This is a genomic window from Pseudomonas sp. 7P_10.2_Bac1, from assembly GCF_025465935.1.
GTDB lineage: Bacteria > Pseudomonadota > Gammaproteobacteria > Pseudomonadales > Pseudomonadaceae > Aquipseudomonas.
Map to the genome: position 1 here is coordinate 40,572 of NZ_JANLNV010000007.1, position 14,788 is coordinate 55,359.

Genomic DNA, 14,788 nt, shown 5'->3' on the forward strand with positions numbered 1-14,788 from the left:
TCTGTTTTTCGCAAAAAAAAAGTCCGAATCAACGCGCGTTCCATGGGTCGAACTAGGCTCAAACCACTCGTCCTTTTAATCGCTCCATCTCGCCAGAGGTTGTATCGATGCCCCAGGAACCGCTTGTTCGTGACGCGCAGGTAACGGCTTTTCGTGACGCCGTACTAGCCAAACTGACTTACGCGGTGGGTAAAGACCCGGATCACGCGTTTGACCATGACTGGTTTGAAGCCATTGCACTGGCCGCCCGCGACCATATGGTCGAGCACTGGATGGACCATACCCGGCAGATTTACCGCAAGGACCAGAAGCGGGTGTACTACCTGTCACTGGAGTTTCTGATCGGTCGTTTGTTGTACGACAGCCTGAGCAACCTGGGTTTGCTCGAAGTCGCGCGTGAGGCGTTGACCGAGTTGGGCGTCGACCTGGAGCGCATCCGCCTGCTGGAGCCCGATGCGGCCCTGGGCAACGGCGGTTTGGGCCGTCTGGCGGCGTGCTTTATGGAAAGCATGTCGACCCTGGGCGTTGCCGCTCACGGGTATGGCATCCGTTACGAGCACGGGTTGTTCCGCCAGAGCATCGTCGATGGCTGGCAGCAGGAGCAAACTGAAAACTGGCTCGACTTCGGCAACCCTTGGGAGTTTGAGCGTGCCGAGGTGTTGTACTCCGTGGGCTTCGGCGGTTCCGTTGAAACCCGGCAAGATGACCAAGGCCTGTCACGGCAAATCTGGTGGCCCAGCGAAACGGTCCGCGCCATTGCCTATGACACGCCGGTGGTGGGTTGGCGCGGGGCCAGCGTCAACACCTTGCGGTTGTGGAGGGCCAGGGCGCTGCACGATTTGAACCTGGGGCGCTTCAACGCTGGCGACCACCTTGGGGCTGTGGCCGAAGTGGTGCGCGCAGAAAGCATCTCACGCGTGCTCTACCCGGCAGACAGCAACGAGGCTGGTCAGGAGCTGCGTTTGCGTCAGGAGTTTTTCTTTGTCTCGGCCTCGTTGCAGGACTTGTTGCGGCGCCACCTGAATGTGCACGACACCCTGCTCAATCTGGCCGAGCACGTCTCGATCCAGCTCAACGATACTCACCCTTCAATCGCCGTGGCCGAGCTGATGCGCATCCTGGTCGATGAACACGGCATCGAGTGGCACACCGCGTGGCAGGTCACCGTCGACACGCTGTCGTACACCAACCACACCTTGCTGCCCGAGGCGCTGGAGACCTGGCCGGTCGGCTTGATGGAGCGCTTGCTGCCCCGTCACATGCAGATCATTTACCTGATCAACGGGTACCACATCGACCAGCTCCGGGAAAAAGGCATCCATGATTTTGGCGTGCTGCGCGCTGTCTCGCTGATCGAAGAAGACAACGGCCGACGGGTGCGCATGGGTAATCTGGCGTTTCTGGGGTCGCACAGTGTCAACGGCGTTTCCGCGTTGCACACGCAGTTGATGCGCAGCACTGTTTTTGCCGAACTGCACAAGCTCTACCCCGACCGTATCAACAACAAAACCAACGGTGTGACCTTGCGCCGCTGGCTGTTCCAGGCCAACCCGCCGCTGACTGCGATGCTGATCAATGCGCTGGGCGAGGATGTGCTGGATGAAACCGAGCACAAACTGATCAAGCTCGAGCCGTTTGCCGAACGCGCTGATTTCCGCAAGCAATTTGCCGAGCAGCGCTTGCAGAGTAAATGCACGTTGGCGGCGCTGATCTACGAGCGGCTGGGCGTGGTGGTCAGCCCTGAGGCGATGTTCGATGTGCAGATCAAGCGGATTCACGAGTACAAGCGCCAGTTGCTCAACCTGCTGCACACCGTTGCGTTGTACCAGGCGATTCGCGCGGAGCCGAGTAATAACTGGGTGCCACGGGTCAAGATCTTCGCCGGCAAGGCGGCCGCCAGTTATACACAGGCCAAACTCATTATTAAGCTGGCCAACGACATTGCCCGCACGATTAACAGCGACCCGACGGTGCGCGGCCTGCTCAAAGTGGTATTTATCCCCAACTACAACGTCAGCCTGGCCGAAAACATCATCCCGGCGGCCGACTTGTCCGAGCAGATCTCCACCGCAGGCTACGAGGCATCCGGCACCAGCAACATGAAGTTTGCGCTCAATGGTGCGTTGACCATCGGCACGATGGACGGCGCGAACGTCGAGATGAGTGAGCGGATCGGTGCGCAAAACATGTTCATTTTCGGCCTGACCTCCGAACAGGTCGAAGCCCGCAAGCTCAATGGCGAGTTCCATGCGGCGCCCGATGTGGCCGCCTCGCACCGGCTCAATGATGTCTTGCAGGCCATACGTGGCGGGGTGTTTTCCCATGACGATCCGGCGCGATACACCGGTTTTGTCGACGCCCTCATTGAGTACGATCGCTTTTTGGTGTGCGCCGACTTTGATGCCTATTGGGATGCGCAGATGCGGGTTGAACAGCTGTGGCACAACCAGGATGAATGGTGGCGCAAGGCAGTGCTCAACACCGCGCGCGCCGGCTGGTTCTCATCGGACCGGACCATTCGTGAGTACGCGACAGACATCTGGAAGGCGTTGTAGGCACAGCACCTAACCCTCGTAGCAGTTGTCGAGCTTGGCCAGGCAACTGCTACGGGTTGCCTGGCTCGTTGAGTTTGGTAGCGAGCCCAGGTTTTTCAGTTGATTTAAGGGTTCAGCAACCCTCTCTCCGTCGGTTCTGAGTCTGATTAGAAGATTTGCACGGCAACACGCGTTAAACTGCGCGGGTTTTTTCGACCCCTCCCCATTGTTCGGAGCCTTACATGTCCCGCGTTACCCTGAGTCGCTATCTGATCGAGCAGACCCGTAGCAACAACACCCCTGCTGATTTGCGTTTCCTCATCGAAGTGGTGGCGCGTGCTTGCAAAGAGATCAGCCATGCCGTGTCCAAAGGCGCCCTGGGCGGTGTTCTGGGCAGCATGGGCACTGAAAACGTGCAAGGTGAAGTGCAGAAGAAACTCGACGTGATTTCTAACGAAATCCTGCTCGAAGCCAACGAGTGGGGCGGTCACCTGGCCGGCATGGCGTCCGAAGAAATGGACAATGCCTACCAGATCCCGGGCAAATACCCGAAAGGCGCCTACCTGTTGGTTTTTGACCCGCTGGACGGCTCGTCGAACATCGACATCAACGCCCCGGTCGGCACGATCTTCTCGGTACTGCGTTGCCCGAACGAATACCTGAGCCAGAACGAAGCGCTGAATGAAAACGCCTTCCTGCAGCCAGGCACTCAGCAAGTCGCTGCCGGTTATGCCATCTATGGCCCGCAGACCATGCTGGTACTGACCCTGGGCGACGGCGTAAAAGGCTTCACCCTGGACCGCGAAATGGGCAGCTTCGTCCTGACCCACGAAAACATCAGCATCCCTGAAACCACTCAGGAATTCGCCATCAACATGTCCAACCAGCGTCACTGGGAAGCCCCGGTACAGCGCTATGTTGACGAACTGTTGGCAGGTGAAGAAGGCCCGCTGAACAAGAACTACAACATGCGTTGGGTGGCCGCGATGGTTGCCGACGTACACCGCATCCTGACCCGCGGTGGTCTGTTCATGTACCCGCGTGACAGCCGTGAGCCGTCCAAGCCGGGCAAACTGCGCCTGATGTACGAAGCCAACCCGATGTCGTTCCTGGTGGAACAGGCGGGCGGCGCGTCGACTGACGGCCACCAGCGTATCCTCGACATCAAGCCAGAAGGCCTGCACCAGCGTGTAGCGGTGTTCCTGGGTTCCAAAGAAGAAGTGGCGCGCATCACCTCGTACCACAAAGCGTAAAAACATAGCCGCACCCCACTGTAGGAGCGAGCTTGTCTCGCGATCTTTTGACTGTTTAAAAGATCGCGAGGTGAGCTCGCTCCTACAGTCGTTTCTGGGTCAGGGAACCCGCCTGCGCTTTTCTCTTCTAAGCTTGCAGCAGGCAGCGATGCCGATTCTTTTATTCAGGAGCTTTTTCATGAAGTTGCGTTCTTTGGCATTGTTGTCGTTCTGTGTGCTGCTGGCGGCGTGCAGCAAGGTCAATCAAGAAAACTACGCCAAACTCTCGTCGGGCATGTCCAAGGCTGAAGTCGAAAAACTGCTCGGTAATCCGACTGACTGTTCCGGTGCGATGGGCATGTCGAGTTGCACGTGGGGCGACAAAAACAGCTTTATCAGCGTGCAATACGCCGGTGACAAAGTGCTCATGTTCTCGGGCCAGGGCCTGAAATAAGACTCAGAAAGGAGCGTTTGCGATGAGACGTCTTTTAGTCTGCCTCGGGGCTGCGTGGGTACTGGCGGGGTGTTCGACGTCCAGCACTGACACGCTGGCGCCGAATACTGTCGAAAGCGTCGATTTAAAGCGCTATCAGGGCACATGGTATGAGCAGGCGCGCTTGCCGATGTTTTTCCAGCGCAACTGCGCGCAATCCCAGGCGGAGTACACGCTCAAGCCCGATGGCAATGTAGCGGTGCTCAACCGTTGCCGAACGGCCCAAGGCAAATGGGAAGAAGCCAAAGGAACAGCCAGCCCGCAAGTGCCGGGCAAAACCGACAAGCTGTGGGTCGAGTTTGATAACTGGTTCTCCAGGCTTTTGCCGGGCGCCACCAAGGGCGATTACTGGGTGTTGTACCTGGGCGACGGCTATAGCACCGCGCTGGTCGGCAACCCGGATCGTCGCTACTTGTGGTTGCTCTCGCGCAAGCCGCAGATCGATCAGCAGACCCGCGACGAACTGCTTAGCAAAGCGCAGCAGCAGGGTTATGACACCACGCGTCTGATCTGGCGAACGCCTGACGCGGACATGCCAAAAGAGTAAATCCCTGCGTAGGAGCGAGCTTGCCTCGCGATCTTTTGATCTCCTAAAAGATCGCGAGACGAGCTCGCTCCTACAGGGTTCTAGGGCTTAGGCCCGCAGCAAGGTCTTCCAGGCGCGGTTCTGGTACACGGCGATGGTTTGCTGCTTGCGTGCGTTGAGCAACAGGTCGTTGCTTTCGGCGTCGTCAGTGATGGGCAAGTTGGCCAACTCCTGCAGCTTGTTCATCTCGCCATACAAACGGTCCACTTCCGGGATCTCCAGCACACCGCGAGCCAGACGCAACCAGGCCTGAATGCGCTCGATGCGCGGCAGTTGCTCGGCCAGGTCTTCGGGCTGTTGCTGGTAACGGTTCAGACGCAGTGCAATGGCTTCGTCCGACAGCAGGCGTGGCAGCCAGCTTGCCAATTGCGCAGCGCCCTGACGGTTGCCACGGGTGGTGCCGCGGTCGATGGTCCAGCTGCGCGCCATCAGCCAGCGCGAGGTGTTCAGTGAGAACTGACCCCAGCGCGGGTCTTGCAGCTCTTCGAGAAACTGCTCAGGGGCAGCCTTACGCACGTCCTCATCGTCCTGGCCGACTTGCACAATCGGGCGCCAGTCTTCGAGCAAGGCATCCAGTTCGGCACGTAACGCGTGAGTCGACTGACGCGGGGCGGCCTGGCCAAGGCTGCTGACCAGCGCACGCAGGTCGATCAGCTGTTGCAGCCAGTCTTGCAGCAAGCGCCAGTGGCCATTGAAACGATATTGCTCGGCCAGACGCTGGCTGCTGCCCAGCAGGTGCCAGGCCAGGGCGGCAAAAGCATCGTCCAGTGGCGTTTCCGGGGTCAGCTGGGGGGCGGGCAGGTTGACCGAATAGCTGTTGGCGTCGAACAGGCGATAGCCGCGCTCGGCCTTGCTGATGTCGCAGGGCATCAACGGCAGTTTTTCTGCCAGCTCGGCGGCCAGTTCCAGCAACGCAGCCGGCTCGCCTTCGCGCAGCTCGAGTTCCAACTCGCAGATTTCTTCTTTCTGCTTGCCGGCAATCACATGGCCCAGGTCCAGCGCGGCTTCGATCACCACCTTGGTTTTGCCACGGCCCCAGGAGATTTCAGCGCGTTCGCGAACGAAATCAGTGGTGAAGATCGGCTTCAGGGTTTTTTTGTCCAGCTCGGCCAGTTGCTCAGGCCAGCAGTCGCCTTCGAGCTTCTTGATGTCGAGCTTGGCTTTGGGCAAGTGCCAGTCGTATTCATTGCGCTCCGACAGCCCGGCAATGCTTTGGCCACGGGTCTTGAGGGTTTGAATCACCTCTTCACCGTCGCGGCGCAGGCGCAGGGCAACCTTGGCCTTGGCCAGATCGCGCTCAGGCGTGTCGAAGTACTGGTTCAACAATTCACGGCTTTCCCAGCCACTTTTGTTGCGTTTTTTCAGCAAAGGGTGCTCGCGCAAGGCGGCGAGGGTTTCTCGGCTGACGCGGAGCTTGATTTCGGTTTCTTTCTGCATGGCCGGAAAATCCAGGAACGGTGCGCAGCCGGGGAAAGAGTGGCTGCCAAGGCCGTGCAGTGTACAGGACTCGCCGCCCTGGCGCGTCGCGCGGGTTTATTCTGTAGCGCGGATGGCTCTATGATGGGCCTCGCCCAGCCAACAGGAAGCCAGCGCATGCCCTTACCGTCTCTCAAAGAGCAATTCGCTGCATTGATCGCCATACCGTCAGTCAGTTGTACTCAGCCTCACCTGGATCAATCCAACCGTGCCGTGATCGACCTGCTGGCCACCTGGCTCGGCGAGTTGGGGTTTAACTGCGAAATTCAGCCTGTCAGCCCTGGCAAGTTCAACTTGCTTGCCAGTTTTGGCAGTGGTCCCGGTGGGCTGGTGCTGGCAGGGCACAGTGACACGGTGCCTTACGATGATGCGTTGTGGCAGACCGATCCGCTCAAGCTGACGGAAGTGGACAATCGCTGGGTAGGCCTTGGCAGTTGCGACATGAAGGGCTTTTTCGCTTTGATCATCGAAGCGGTGCGGCCGCTGCTGGACCAGCCGTTCAAACAGCCGTTGCTGATTCTCGCCACGTGCGATGAAGAAACCTCTATGGCCGGCGCGCGGGCGCTGGTTGAGGCTGGGCGGCCGCTGGGCCGTGCAGCGGTGATCGGCGAGCCCACCGGGCTCAAGCCGATCCGCATGCACAAGGGCGTGATGATGGAACGCATCGACATTCTGGGGCGCAGCGGTCACTCCTCTGACCCGAGCCTGGGCCACAGCGCGCTGGACGCCATGCATGACGCGATTACCGAGCTCAAAGGGTTGCGGCAGCAATGGCTGAATGAATACCGCAATCCGCAGTTCAGCGTGCCGCAACCTACGCTGAACTTTGGCTGCATCCATGGCGGCGACAATCCGAACCGGATCTGCGGTCAATGCTCGCTGGAATTCGACCTGCGGCCGTTGCCGGGCATGGACCCGAATGTCTTGCGTTCGATTATCCGCAGCAAACTGGACCCGCTTGCCGAGCGCCATCAGGTCAAGATCGACTTCGCCCCGCTGGCTGCAGGCGTCGCTCCCTTTGAGCAGGCCGCTGACAGCGAACTGGTGCGCGTGGCCGAGCGTCTTACCGGGCATCGCGCCGAAGCAGTAGCGTTTGGCACCGAAGCGCCTTATCTTCAACAACTTGGCTGCGAGACCATCGTGCTGGGCCCGGGCGACATTACTTGTGCGCATCAGCCGGGCGAACACCTTGAAATGTCACGTTTGCAGCCGACAGTGCGTCTATTAAGCCAACTGATCGAACATTATTGCCTGACCCCGGCCCAGTAAATGGCTGCAGGCCCAACCCGTATACACACAAGGAGAGCACGCGTGTTGCCAAGTTTGTTTCGACGATAACTATCAGCCTGCTGTGCGTTTGCTGTTTTTGCCCTCTTTAGGCGGCTCATTTCTTACAGGCTTTGGTTATGCACGATTACGTTAACTGGCTGCGTCATGCTTCCCCTTACATCAATGCTCACCGCGATTGCACCTTTGTCGTCATGCTCCCTGGCGACGGCGTCGCCCACCCCAACTTCGGCAACATCGTCCACGACCTGGTGCTGCTGCACAGTTTGGGCGTGCGTCTGGTGCTGGTTCACGGCTCTCGCCCGCAAATTGAAAGTCGCCTTGAAGCCCGCGGCCTGATGCCGCATTACCACAAGGGCATGCGCATCACTGATGCGCCCACACTAGAGTGCGTAATCGACGCCGTGGGCCAACTGCGGATCGCGATTGAAGCACGCCTGTCCATGGACATGGCCTCATCACCGATGCAGGGCTCGCGGTTGCGCGTCGCTAGCGGCAATCTGGTCACCGCGCGGCCAATTGGAGTGCTCGATGGCGTGGACTACCACCATACCGGCGAAGTGCGCCGGGTCGACCGCAAGGGTATCAACCGCTTGCTGGACGAGCGCTCCATCGTGTTGCTGTCGCCGTTGGGCTACTCGCCCACAGGCGAAACCTTCAACCTGGCCTGCGAAGACGTCGCCACTCGCGCCGCCATCGACCTGGGGGCGGACAAACTGCTGCTGTTTGGCGCTGAGTCCGGCTTGCTTGATGAAGAAGGGCGGCTGGTGCGCGAATTGCGCCCACAGCAAATTCCCGCGCACATGAAACGGCTGGGCAGCGACTATCAGGCGGAATTGCTCGAAGCGGCTGCCGAGGCCTGCAGCGGTGGCGTGGCCCGCAGTCACATCGTCAGCTACGCCGAAGATGGCGCGCTGCTGACCGAACTGTTTACCCGCCACGGCGGCGGCACCTTGGTGGCCCAGGAGCAATTTGAAGTCACCCGTGAAGCGGCGATTGAAGACGTGGGTGGCCTGCTGGAATTGATCAGCCCGCTGGAAGAACAGGGCATCCTGGTGCGCCGTTCACGTGAAGTGCTGGAACGTGAGATCGAGCAGTTCAGCGTGGTTGAGCGCGAAGGCATGATCATCGCCTGCGCGGCGCTGTATCAGATTGCCGACTCGGACGCGGGTGAACTGGCGTGCCTGGCGGTCAACCCGGAGTATCGCCATGGTCGTCGGGGTGATGAACTGCTGGAGCGCATTGAAAGCCGTGCGCGGGCGCAAGGGCTGAAAACCTTGTTCGTTCTCACGACCCGTACCGCGCACTGGTTCCGCGAGCGCGGCTTTGAGCCGAGCAGCGTCGAACGCCTGCCTGCGGCACGAGCCTCGCTGTACAACTTCCAGCGCAACTCCAAGATCTTTGAAAAGGCGCTGTGAAACTCGGCAAATCAAAAGATCGCGAGGCAAGCTCGCTCCTACAGGGGTGTGCCTCGCGTAGCAGTTGACGAGCCTTGCGAGGCTACGTCCGGCTGCGCAGCAGTCGTAAACCCTGCGCGCCGGACCGGTCGCCTTAGTTACTGATCGCCAAAATACTTGCCTGATACGACGCCACGAACAGGTCGAAATCACCCTCTTCGATTTTCTCGGTCTCGGCTTGCTCGAGCAGTGACTGGCGGGCTTTGTCTTCAAATGCAGCTTGGTCTTCAGCGCTCAACGGCTGGCTGCGGAAGTACTCGGCGTGGCTCAGGCTTTGGCGCATGGAGAACTGGGCGAAGCTTTCCTTGTGTTCGGTCATGCTGGCCAGGACTTTGGCCGACGGGGTCAGGGACACGTCGGCAACCTTGGCAAACTGATCGTCCAGCGCTTTGCTGTGTACGTCGTTGCCGTGGGTTTTGTCCAGCAATGCCGCCACGGGTGCGATTTTCTCCAGCAGTTCTGCAGCCCATTCCTTCAACTCGACTGCCTCGCCATGACGCTGCAGTTGCAGGCCTGGACGACGTCCTTCCTTGACCACGCTCAGGAAGTTGGACGTGCAGTTGCCGCATTCGGTGTTGCCCAGCTGTGGGCTTTCTTCCAGCGCGCAGTACAGCAGGAAGGCGTCCAGGAAGCGGGCTTCTGTCAGGTCGATGCCCACTGGCAGGAACGGGTTGATATCCAGCAGTCGCACTTCTACGTATTGCACACCACGCGCGATCAAGGCCTGGATCGGACGTTCGCCGGTGTAGGTCACGCGCTTGGGACGGATGTTGGAGTAGTACTCGTTTTCGATTTGCAGAATGTTGGTGTTCAGTTGCACCCATTCGCCATCTTTGTGCGTGCCGATTTCAACATACGGCGCGTAAGGCGTGGCCACGGCCGTGCGCAGGCTGTCGGTGTAGCTGTCGAGGTTGTTGTAGCACGGCGTCAAGCCCGCTTGAGCGTTGCTCTGGTAACCCAGGTCGCTCATGCGCAGGCTGGTGGCGTAGGGCAGGTACAGGGTCTCGGGGTCGAGTTGTTCCAGTTGGTGCGAACGGCCACGCAAGAAGCCTGCATCCAGCGCCGGCGAAGCACCGAACAGGTACATCAGCAACCAGCTGTAGCGACGGAAGTTACGAATCAGCGCGATGTAGGCGCTTGACTGATAATCGCGGTCGGTGCCGACAAAGCCTTCAGCCTGCTTGAGCACGGGCCACAGGGCCTCGGGCAGGGAGAAGTTGTAGTGGATCCCGGCGATGCATTGCATGGTCTTGCCGTAACGCAGGGCCAGGCCCTTGCGGTACACATACTTGAGCTGGCCGATGTTGGACGTGCCGTAATAGGCAATCGGGATGTCTTCTTCCGCCGGCAACGGGCACGGCATCGAAGGGCTCCACAGGAACTCGTTGCCGAGTTTGCTGTAGGCAAAACGGTGAATCTTGTCGAGGCTGGCCAGCGTGTCCGCAGGATCGGGCAGGGCCGGGGTGATGAATTCCAGCAGCGACTCGGAATAGTCAGTGGTGATCTGGTCGTTGGTCAGGGCCGAGCCCAGCTCTTCTGGATGCGGGGTCTGCGCCAGTCGGGCATCGGCTGTTACGCGCAGGCATTCGCGCTCGATACCATGCAGGCACTGCTCGAGCAAAGAGAGGTGAGTGCGCTCGCCGATCAAGTTCAGGCGGCGGTTAAGAAGTTCGCTCAAGTTAGATTCCTTCACGCGTCAGTCGCCCCAATATGGGGGTGGTCAGGACGGTCTACAAGGGTGAAGTTATACCGGCGTGGTCGCCTGGCTTTGTAGGGTAATGCTCAGCCCCGTCCCTGTTTCGGTATTTCGGCGCTCCGAGCGCATTTCGGCACTACATTCGTAGTGCCGAAATTAACTCAGATTACAGGTAGACCGCTACAGGACAGCGAACGTGCCTTGTGCTTTAGCGACGAGTTTGTCGCCTTGCATGACGTCCGCTTCGACGACAAGCGTACGCCGGCCGGGGTGAATGACTTTGGCGATGCACAACACGTCGCCGTCAGAAACAGATCGCAGATAGTTGATTTTGCACTCGATGGTCACGCTCTGGCGGTCAAAACCATGGGCGCCGGAACACGCCAGGCCCATGGTGATGTCGACCAGGCTGAAAATGACCCCGCCGTGCATCTTGCCACCGCGATTGCGCAACTGCGGTTCCAGGCTTAGCGCAACGTGCGCCACGCCGTCTTCCACAGACTCCACACGACAGCCGATCAACGTGCTGAACGCGCTCTGGGTCAAGCCCTCGGGCAGTGCCATCAGCGTTTCTTCAGCTGTTTGGCATTGGCAAACAGCGAAGCCATTGCGTTGTTGGCCGGGGCTGCGGCGACCGACTCCTTGCGCGGCGCGGACGATTGCTGGCGTGGGGCCGAGCCCGGACGTGCACCGCGAGCGCCGTCGATTTTCTCGCCGGGGGTATCGCTCATGCGCATCGACAGACCAACGCGTTTGCGCGGGATGTCGACTTCCATGACTTTGACTTTGACCACGTCACCGGCTTTTACCGCTTCACGCGGATCTTTGATGAACTTCTCGGAAAGTGCCGAGATATGCACCAAGCCGTCCTGATGCACGCCGATATCGACGAAAGCACCGAAGTTCGTGACGTTGGTGACAACACCTTCCAGGATCATTCCCAGTTGCAGGTCCTTGAGGTCTTCGACACCTTCCTGGAACTCGGCGGTCTTGAACTCGGGACGCGGGTCGCGACCGGGTTTTTCCAGCTCTTGCAGGATGTCGGTGACGGTCGGGAGGCCGAAAGTCTCATCGGTGAATTTTTTCGGGTCCAGACGCTTGAGGAAGCCTGCGTCGCCAATCAGCGAGCGAATATCGCGCTCGGTGTCCGAGGCAATGCGCTTGACCAGCGGGTAGGCCTCTGGGTGAACGGCTGAGGCATCGAGCGGGTTTTCGCCGTTCATCACGCGCAAGAATCCAGCCGCTTGCTCGAAGGTTTTTTCGCCCAGGCGGCTAACTTTTTTCAGCGCCGCGCGGGTTTTGAATGCGCCGTTTTCATCGCGGTGAGCCACGATATTTTGCGCCAGAGTGGCGTTCAGGCCGGAGATGCGAGCCAGCAGCGCGACCGAAGCGGTGTTCACGTCCACGCCCACGGCGTTTACGCAGTCTTCGACCACAGCATCCAGGCCGCGTGCCAGTTTGAGCTGGGACACGTCGTGCTGGTACTGGCCGACACCGATAGATTTTGGATCGATTTTTACCAGCTCGGCCAGCGGGTCTTGCAGACGGCGGGCAATCGACACGGCGCCACGGATCGACACGTCGAGGTCCGGGAACTCCTTGGCGGCCAGTTCGGAGGCCGAATACACCGACGCACCGGCTTCGGACACCATCACTTTAGTGACTCTCAGGGCTGGGTATTTTTTGATCAGATCAAGCACCAGCTTGTCGCTTTCGCGGCTGGCGGTGCCGTTGCCGATGGCGATCAGCTCGACCGAGTGTTTGGCGCACAGGGCAGCCATCACCGAGATGGTCTGGTCCCATTTGTTGTGCGGCGCGTGGGGGTACACGGTGGCGTGCTCCAGCAGTTTGCCGGTGGCGTCGACCACGGCAATCTTGCAGCCGGTACGCAGGCCCGGGTCCAGGCCCAGGGTCGCGCGCGGTCCGGCCGGGGCGGCCAGCAGCAGGTCGTGCAGGTTGTGGGCAAAGACGTTGATCGCTTCGGTCTCGGCCGCGTCGCGCAGCTCACCCAGCAGGTCGGTTTCAAGGTGGGTATAGAGCTTGACCTTCCAGGTCCAGCGCACCACTTCCCCCAGCCATTTGTCGGCCGGCCGGTTCTGGTTTTCCAGGCCGAAGCGCTGGGCAATCATCATTTCGCCGGGGTGCATCGTGCCGGGCAGTTCTTCACCCACTTTGAGCGAAGAGCTGAGAATGCCTTCGTTACGCCCTCGAAAAATCGCCAGCGCGCGGTGCGACGGCATGCTCTTGAGCGGTTCGTCGTGTTCAAAGTAGTCGCGGAACTTGGCGCCTTCCTCTTCTTTGCCGGCAATGACGCGGGCGCTGAGGGTGGCTTCCTGCTTCAGAAAGCTGCGCAGTTTGTCCAGCAGGCTGGCGTCTTCGGCAAAGCGCTCCATGAGGATGTACTTGGCGCCATCAAGGGCGGCCTTGACGTCTGCCACCCCTTTTTCGGTGTCGACAAAGCGGGCCGCTTCGGTTTCCGGGGTCAGACTTGGGTCGTTGAACAGGCCGTCAGCCAACTCGCCGAGGCCGGCTTCCAGGGCAATCTGGCCTTTGGTGCGGCGCTTTTGCTTGTAGGGCAGGTACAAGTCTTCGAGGCGGGTCTTGGTATCGGCGAGTTTGATGTCGCGGGCCAGTTCAGGCGTCAACTTGCCTTGTTCTTCGATGCTGGCCAGGATGCTGATGCGCCGTTCGTCGAGTTCACGCAGGTAGCGCAAGCGTTCTTCCAGATGACGTAACTGGGTGTCATCCAGGCTGCCTGTCACTTCCTTACGGTAGCGAGAGATGAAGGGTACGGTGGAGCCTTCATCCAGAAGAGCGACGGCCGCTTCGACCTGCTGCGGGCGCACGCCAAGTTCTTCGGCGATGCGGCTGTTGATGCTGTCCATAAAACCACCTGACAAATTGTGATGCAGGCTCGCAGGCCCGGGCTGTAAGGCTTGCGAGACTGGTTGAGCGGCCCGGAGGGCGCCGCTACCTGAGCCAAAAGGGCAGCCTGTTGACCCGTGAAATCAGCACATTACGGCAGGTATTGAAAAAATAAATCCTGGCGCAATGTTTAAAAAAACCGAGATTGCCTGACACAAAAGGCGGCGCATTATAACCAGCGTTCCCGGATTCAGGGGATTGCCCGCTGCACCGGCTATACTCGGTGCACTAGCCGCGAAGGAAAAATCTGCTAACAATGCACACGATGCGTATAACAGCAGCTAAGCCATAATGCGCGCCGAGATCACAGGAGTATCTAATGAGCAGCATTGCACAACCGGCTGAAGGCGAAAAAATTCTCATCGTTGATGACGATCCAGGGCTGAGCAGCCTGCTGGAGCGTTTCTTCGTCAGCAAGGGCTACCGCGCCCGCGCTGTGCCGAACGTCGAGCAAATGGACCGTTTGCTGGCTCGTGAGGTATTTAACCTTGTTGTTCTGGACCTGATGCTGCCCGGTGAAGACGGGCTGTCTGCGTGCCGTCGTCTGCGAGCCGCAGGCAATCGGGTGCCGATCATCATGCTGACCGCCAAGGGCGATGAACTGAGCCGTATCAAGGGCCTGGAACTGGGCGCTGATGACTATCTGGCCAAACCGTTCAACCCTGACGAGCTCATGGCCCGCGTACGCGCCGTGTTGCGTCGTCAGTCCGCGCCTGTGCCGGGCGCGCCGGGCAGCGAAGACGAAAGCGTCACTTTTGGTGATTACGAGTTGTCCCTGGCCACGCGCGAACTCAAGCGTGGCGATGAAGTGCACATGCTCACCACCGGTGAGTTCGCCGTACTCAAGGCCTTGGTCATGCACGCCCGTGAGCCCTTGACCCGTGACAAGCTGATGAACCTGGCTCGTGGTCGTGAATGGGATGCACTGGAGCGCTCGATCGACGTTCAGATATCCCGCCTGCGCCGCATGATCGAGCCAGACCCTTCCAAGCCCCGCTACATCCAGACTGTCTGGGGCGTGGGTTATGTGTTCGTGCCGGATGGCAACGCAACCAAGTGATGGAGCCTTTATAGGCGCGAGTCGCCAGTGGCCCTTGGCCGC

The 14,788-nt window shown here is 59.6% G+C and carries 11 protein-coding genes; 7 read left to right on the forward strand and 4 right to left on the reverse strand.

The features are described 5' to 3' along the window. Nucleotides 1-107 precede the first annotated feature (107 nt). The 4 genes from NTD86_RS01280 (at nt 108) to NTD86_RS01295 (ending at nt 4,806) form a co-directional block, all read left to right on the forward strand. Nucleotides 108-2,555 carry a glycogen/starch/alpha-glucan phosphorylase gene (locus NTD86_RS01280; protein ID WP_262200329.1) on the forward strand — a complete coding sequence of 816 codons (2,448 nt, stop codon included), beginning with the start codon at nt 108-110 and terminating at the stop codon, nt 2,553-2,555. Nucleotides 2,556-2,776: 221 nt separating this feature from the next. After that, the gene (locus NTD86_RS01285; RefSeq protein WP_262200330.1) at nt 2,777-3,787 is read left to right on the forward strand and encodes a class 1 fructose-bisphosphatase; all 1,011 of its coding nucleotides are present in this window, start codon (nt 2,777-2,779) and stop codon (nt 3,785-3,787) included. A 178-nt stretch (nt 3,788-3,965) separates the two neighbouring features. After that, entirely contained in the window at nt 3,966-4,220 is a 255-nt protein-coding gene (gene bamE, locus NTD86_RS01290; protein WP_262200331.1) for an outer membrane protein assembly factor BamE, read from the forward strand. Nucleotides 4,221-4,242: 22 nt separating this feature from the next. Further along, nucleotides 4,243-4,806, forward strand: coding sequence for a lipocalin family protein (locus tag NTD86_RS01295; RefSeq protein ID WP_262200332.1), 564 nt, complete (start codon nt 4,243-4,245; stop codon nt 4,804-4,806). An 87-nt stretch (nt 4,807-4,893) separates the two neighbouring features. On the opposite strand, the gene NTD86_RS01300 is transcribed toward NTD86_RS01295, so the two are convergent. Next, nucleotides 4,894-6,282: an inorganic triphosphatase gene (locus NTD86_RS01300; protein WP_262200333.1), complete on the reverse strand. Its 1,389-nt coding sequence runs from the start codon at nt 6,280-6,282 to the stop codon at nt 4,894-4,896. Nucleotides 6,283-6,438: 156 nt separating this feature from the next. On the opposite strand from NTD86_RS01300, the gene argE reads away from it, so the two are divergent. Both argE and argA read left to right on the forward strand, forming a co-directional pair. After that, nucleotides 6,439-7,590 (forward strand): acetylornithine deacetylase, encoded by a 1,152-nt coding sequence (gene argE, locus NTD86_RS01305; protein WP_262200334.1) that lies wholly within the window; start codon nt 6,439-6,441, stop codon nt 7,588-7,590. 137 nt (nt 7,591-7,727) lie between these two features. After that, nucleotides 7,728-9,026, forward strand: a complete 1,299-nt coding sequence (gene argA, locus NTD86_RS01310) for an amino-acid N-acetyltransferase (RefSeq protein WP_262200335.1) — start codon at nt 7,728-7,730, stop codon at nt 9,024-9,026. A gap of 133 nt (nt 9,027-9,159) precedes the next feature. Here argA and gshA read toward each other — a convergent pair whose 3' ends face one another. The 3 genes from gshA to NTD86_RS01325 all read right to left on the reverse strand — a co-directional run bounded on the left by gshA (nt 9,160) and on the right by NTD86_RS01325 (nt 13,646). Further along, nucleotides 9,160-10,743: a glutamate--cysteine ligase gene (gene gshA, locus NTD86_RS01315; protein WP_262200336.1), complete on the reverse strand. Its 1,584-nt coding sequence runs from the start codon at nt 10,741-10,743 to the stop codon at nt 9,160-9,162. A gap of 198 nt (nt 10,744-10,941) precedes the next feature. After that, nucleotides 10,942-11,325 (reverse strand): PaaI family thioesterase, encoded by a 384-nt coding sequence (locus NTD86_RS01320; protein WP_262200337.1) that lies wholly within the window; start codon nt 11,323-11,325, stop codon nt 10,942-10,944. After that, nucleotides 11,325-13,646, reverse strand: coding sequence for a Tex family protein (locus tag NTD86_RS01325; protein WP_262200338.1), 2,322 nt, complete (start codon nt 13,644-13,646; stop codon nt 11,325-11,327). The genes NTD86_RS01320 and NTD86_RS01325 overlap by 1 nt, the downstream gene beginning before the upstream one ends. A gap of 359 nt (nt 13,647-14,005) precedes the next feature. Between NTD86_RS01325 and ompR the strand changes: the two genes are divergently transcribed. Further along, nucleotides 14,006-14,746, forward strand: coding sequence for a two-component system response regulator OmpR (gene ompR / locus NTD86_RS01330; protein ID WP_048386441.1), 741 nt, complete (start codon nt 14,006-14,008; stop codon nt 14,744-14,746). The last annotated feature ends 42 nt before the right edge of the window (nt 14,747-14,788 follow it).

Excerpts from the sequence above, each read along its gene's own strand:
- bamE (WP_262200331.1), top strand. The coding sequence starts at position 3,966 with ATGAAGTTGCGTTCTTTGGCATTGTTGTCGTTCTGTGTGCTGCTGGCG.
- argE (WP_262200334.1), top strand. The coding sequence starts at position 6,439 with ATGCCCTTACCGTCTCTCAAAGAGCAATTCGCTGCATTGATCGCCATA.
- NTD86_RS01300 (WP_262200333.1), bottom strand. The coding sequence starts at position 6,282 with ATGCAGAAAGAAACCGAAATCAAGCTCCGCGTCAGCCGAGAAACCCTC.
- NTD86_RS01295 (WP_262200332.1), top strand. The coding sequence starts at position 4,243 with ATGAGACGTCTTTTAGTCTGCCTCGGGGCTGCGTGGGTACTGGCGGGG.
- NTD86_RS01280 (WP_262200329.1), top strand. The coding sequence starts at position 108 with ATGCCCCAGGAACCGCTTGTTCGTGACGCGCAGGTAACGGCTTTTCGT.
- NTD86_RS01320 (WP_262200337.1), bottom strand. The coding sequence starts at position 11,325 with ATGGCACTGCCCGAGGGCTTGACCCAGAGCGCGTTCAGCACGTTGATC.
- argA (WP_262200335.1), top strand. The coding sequence starts at position 7,728 with ATGCACGATTACGTTAACTGGCTGCGTCATGCTTCCCCTTACATCAAT.
- ompR (WP_048386441.1), top strand. The coding sequence starts at position 14,006 with ATGAGCAGCATTGCACAACCGGCTGAAGGCGAAAAAATTCTCATCGTT.
- NTD86_RS01285 (WP_262200330.1), top strand. The coding sequence starts at position 2,777 with ATGTCCCGCGTTACCCTGAGTCGCTATCTGATCGAGCAGACCCGTAGC.
- NTD86_RS01325 (WP_262200338.1), bottom strand. The coding sequence starts at position 13,646 with ATGGACAGCATCAACAGCCGCATCGCCGAAGAACTTGGCGTGCGCCCG.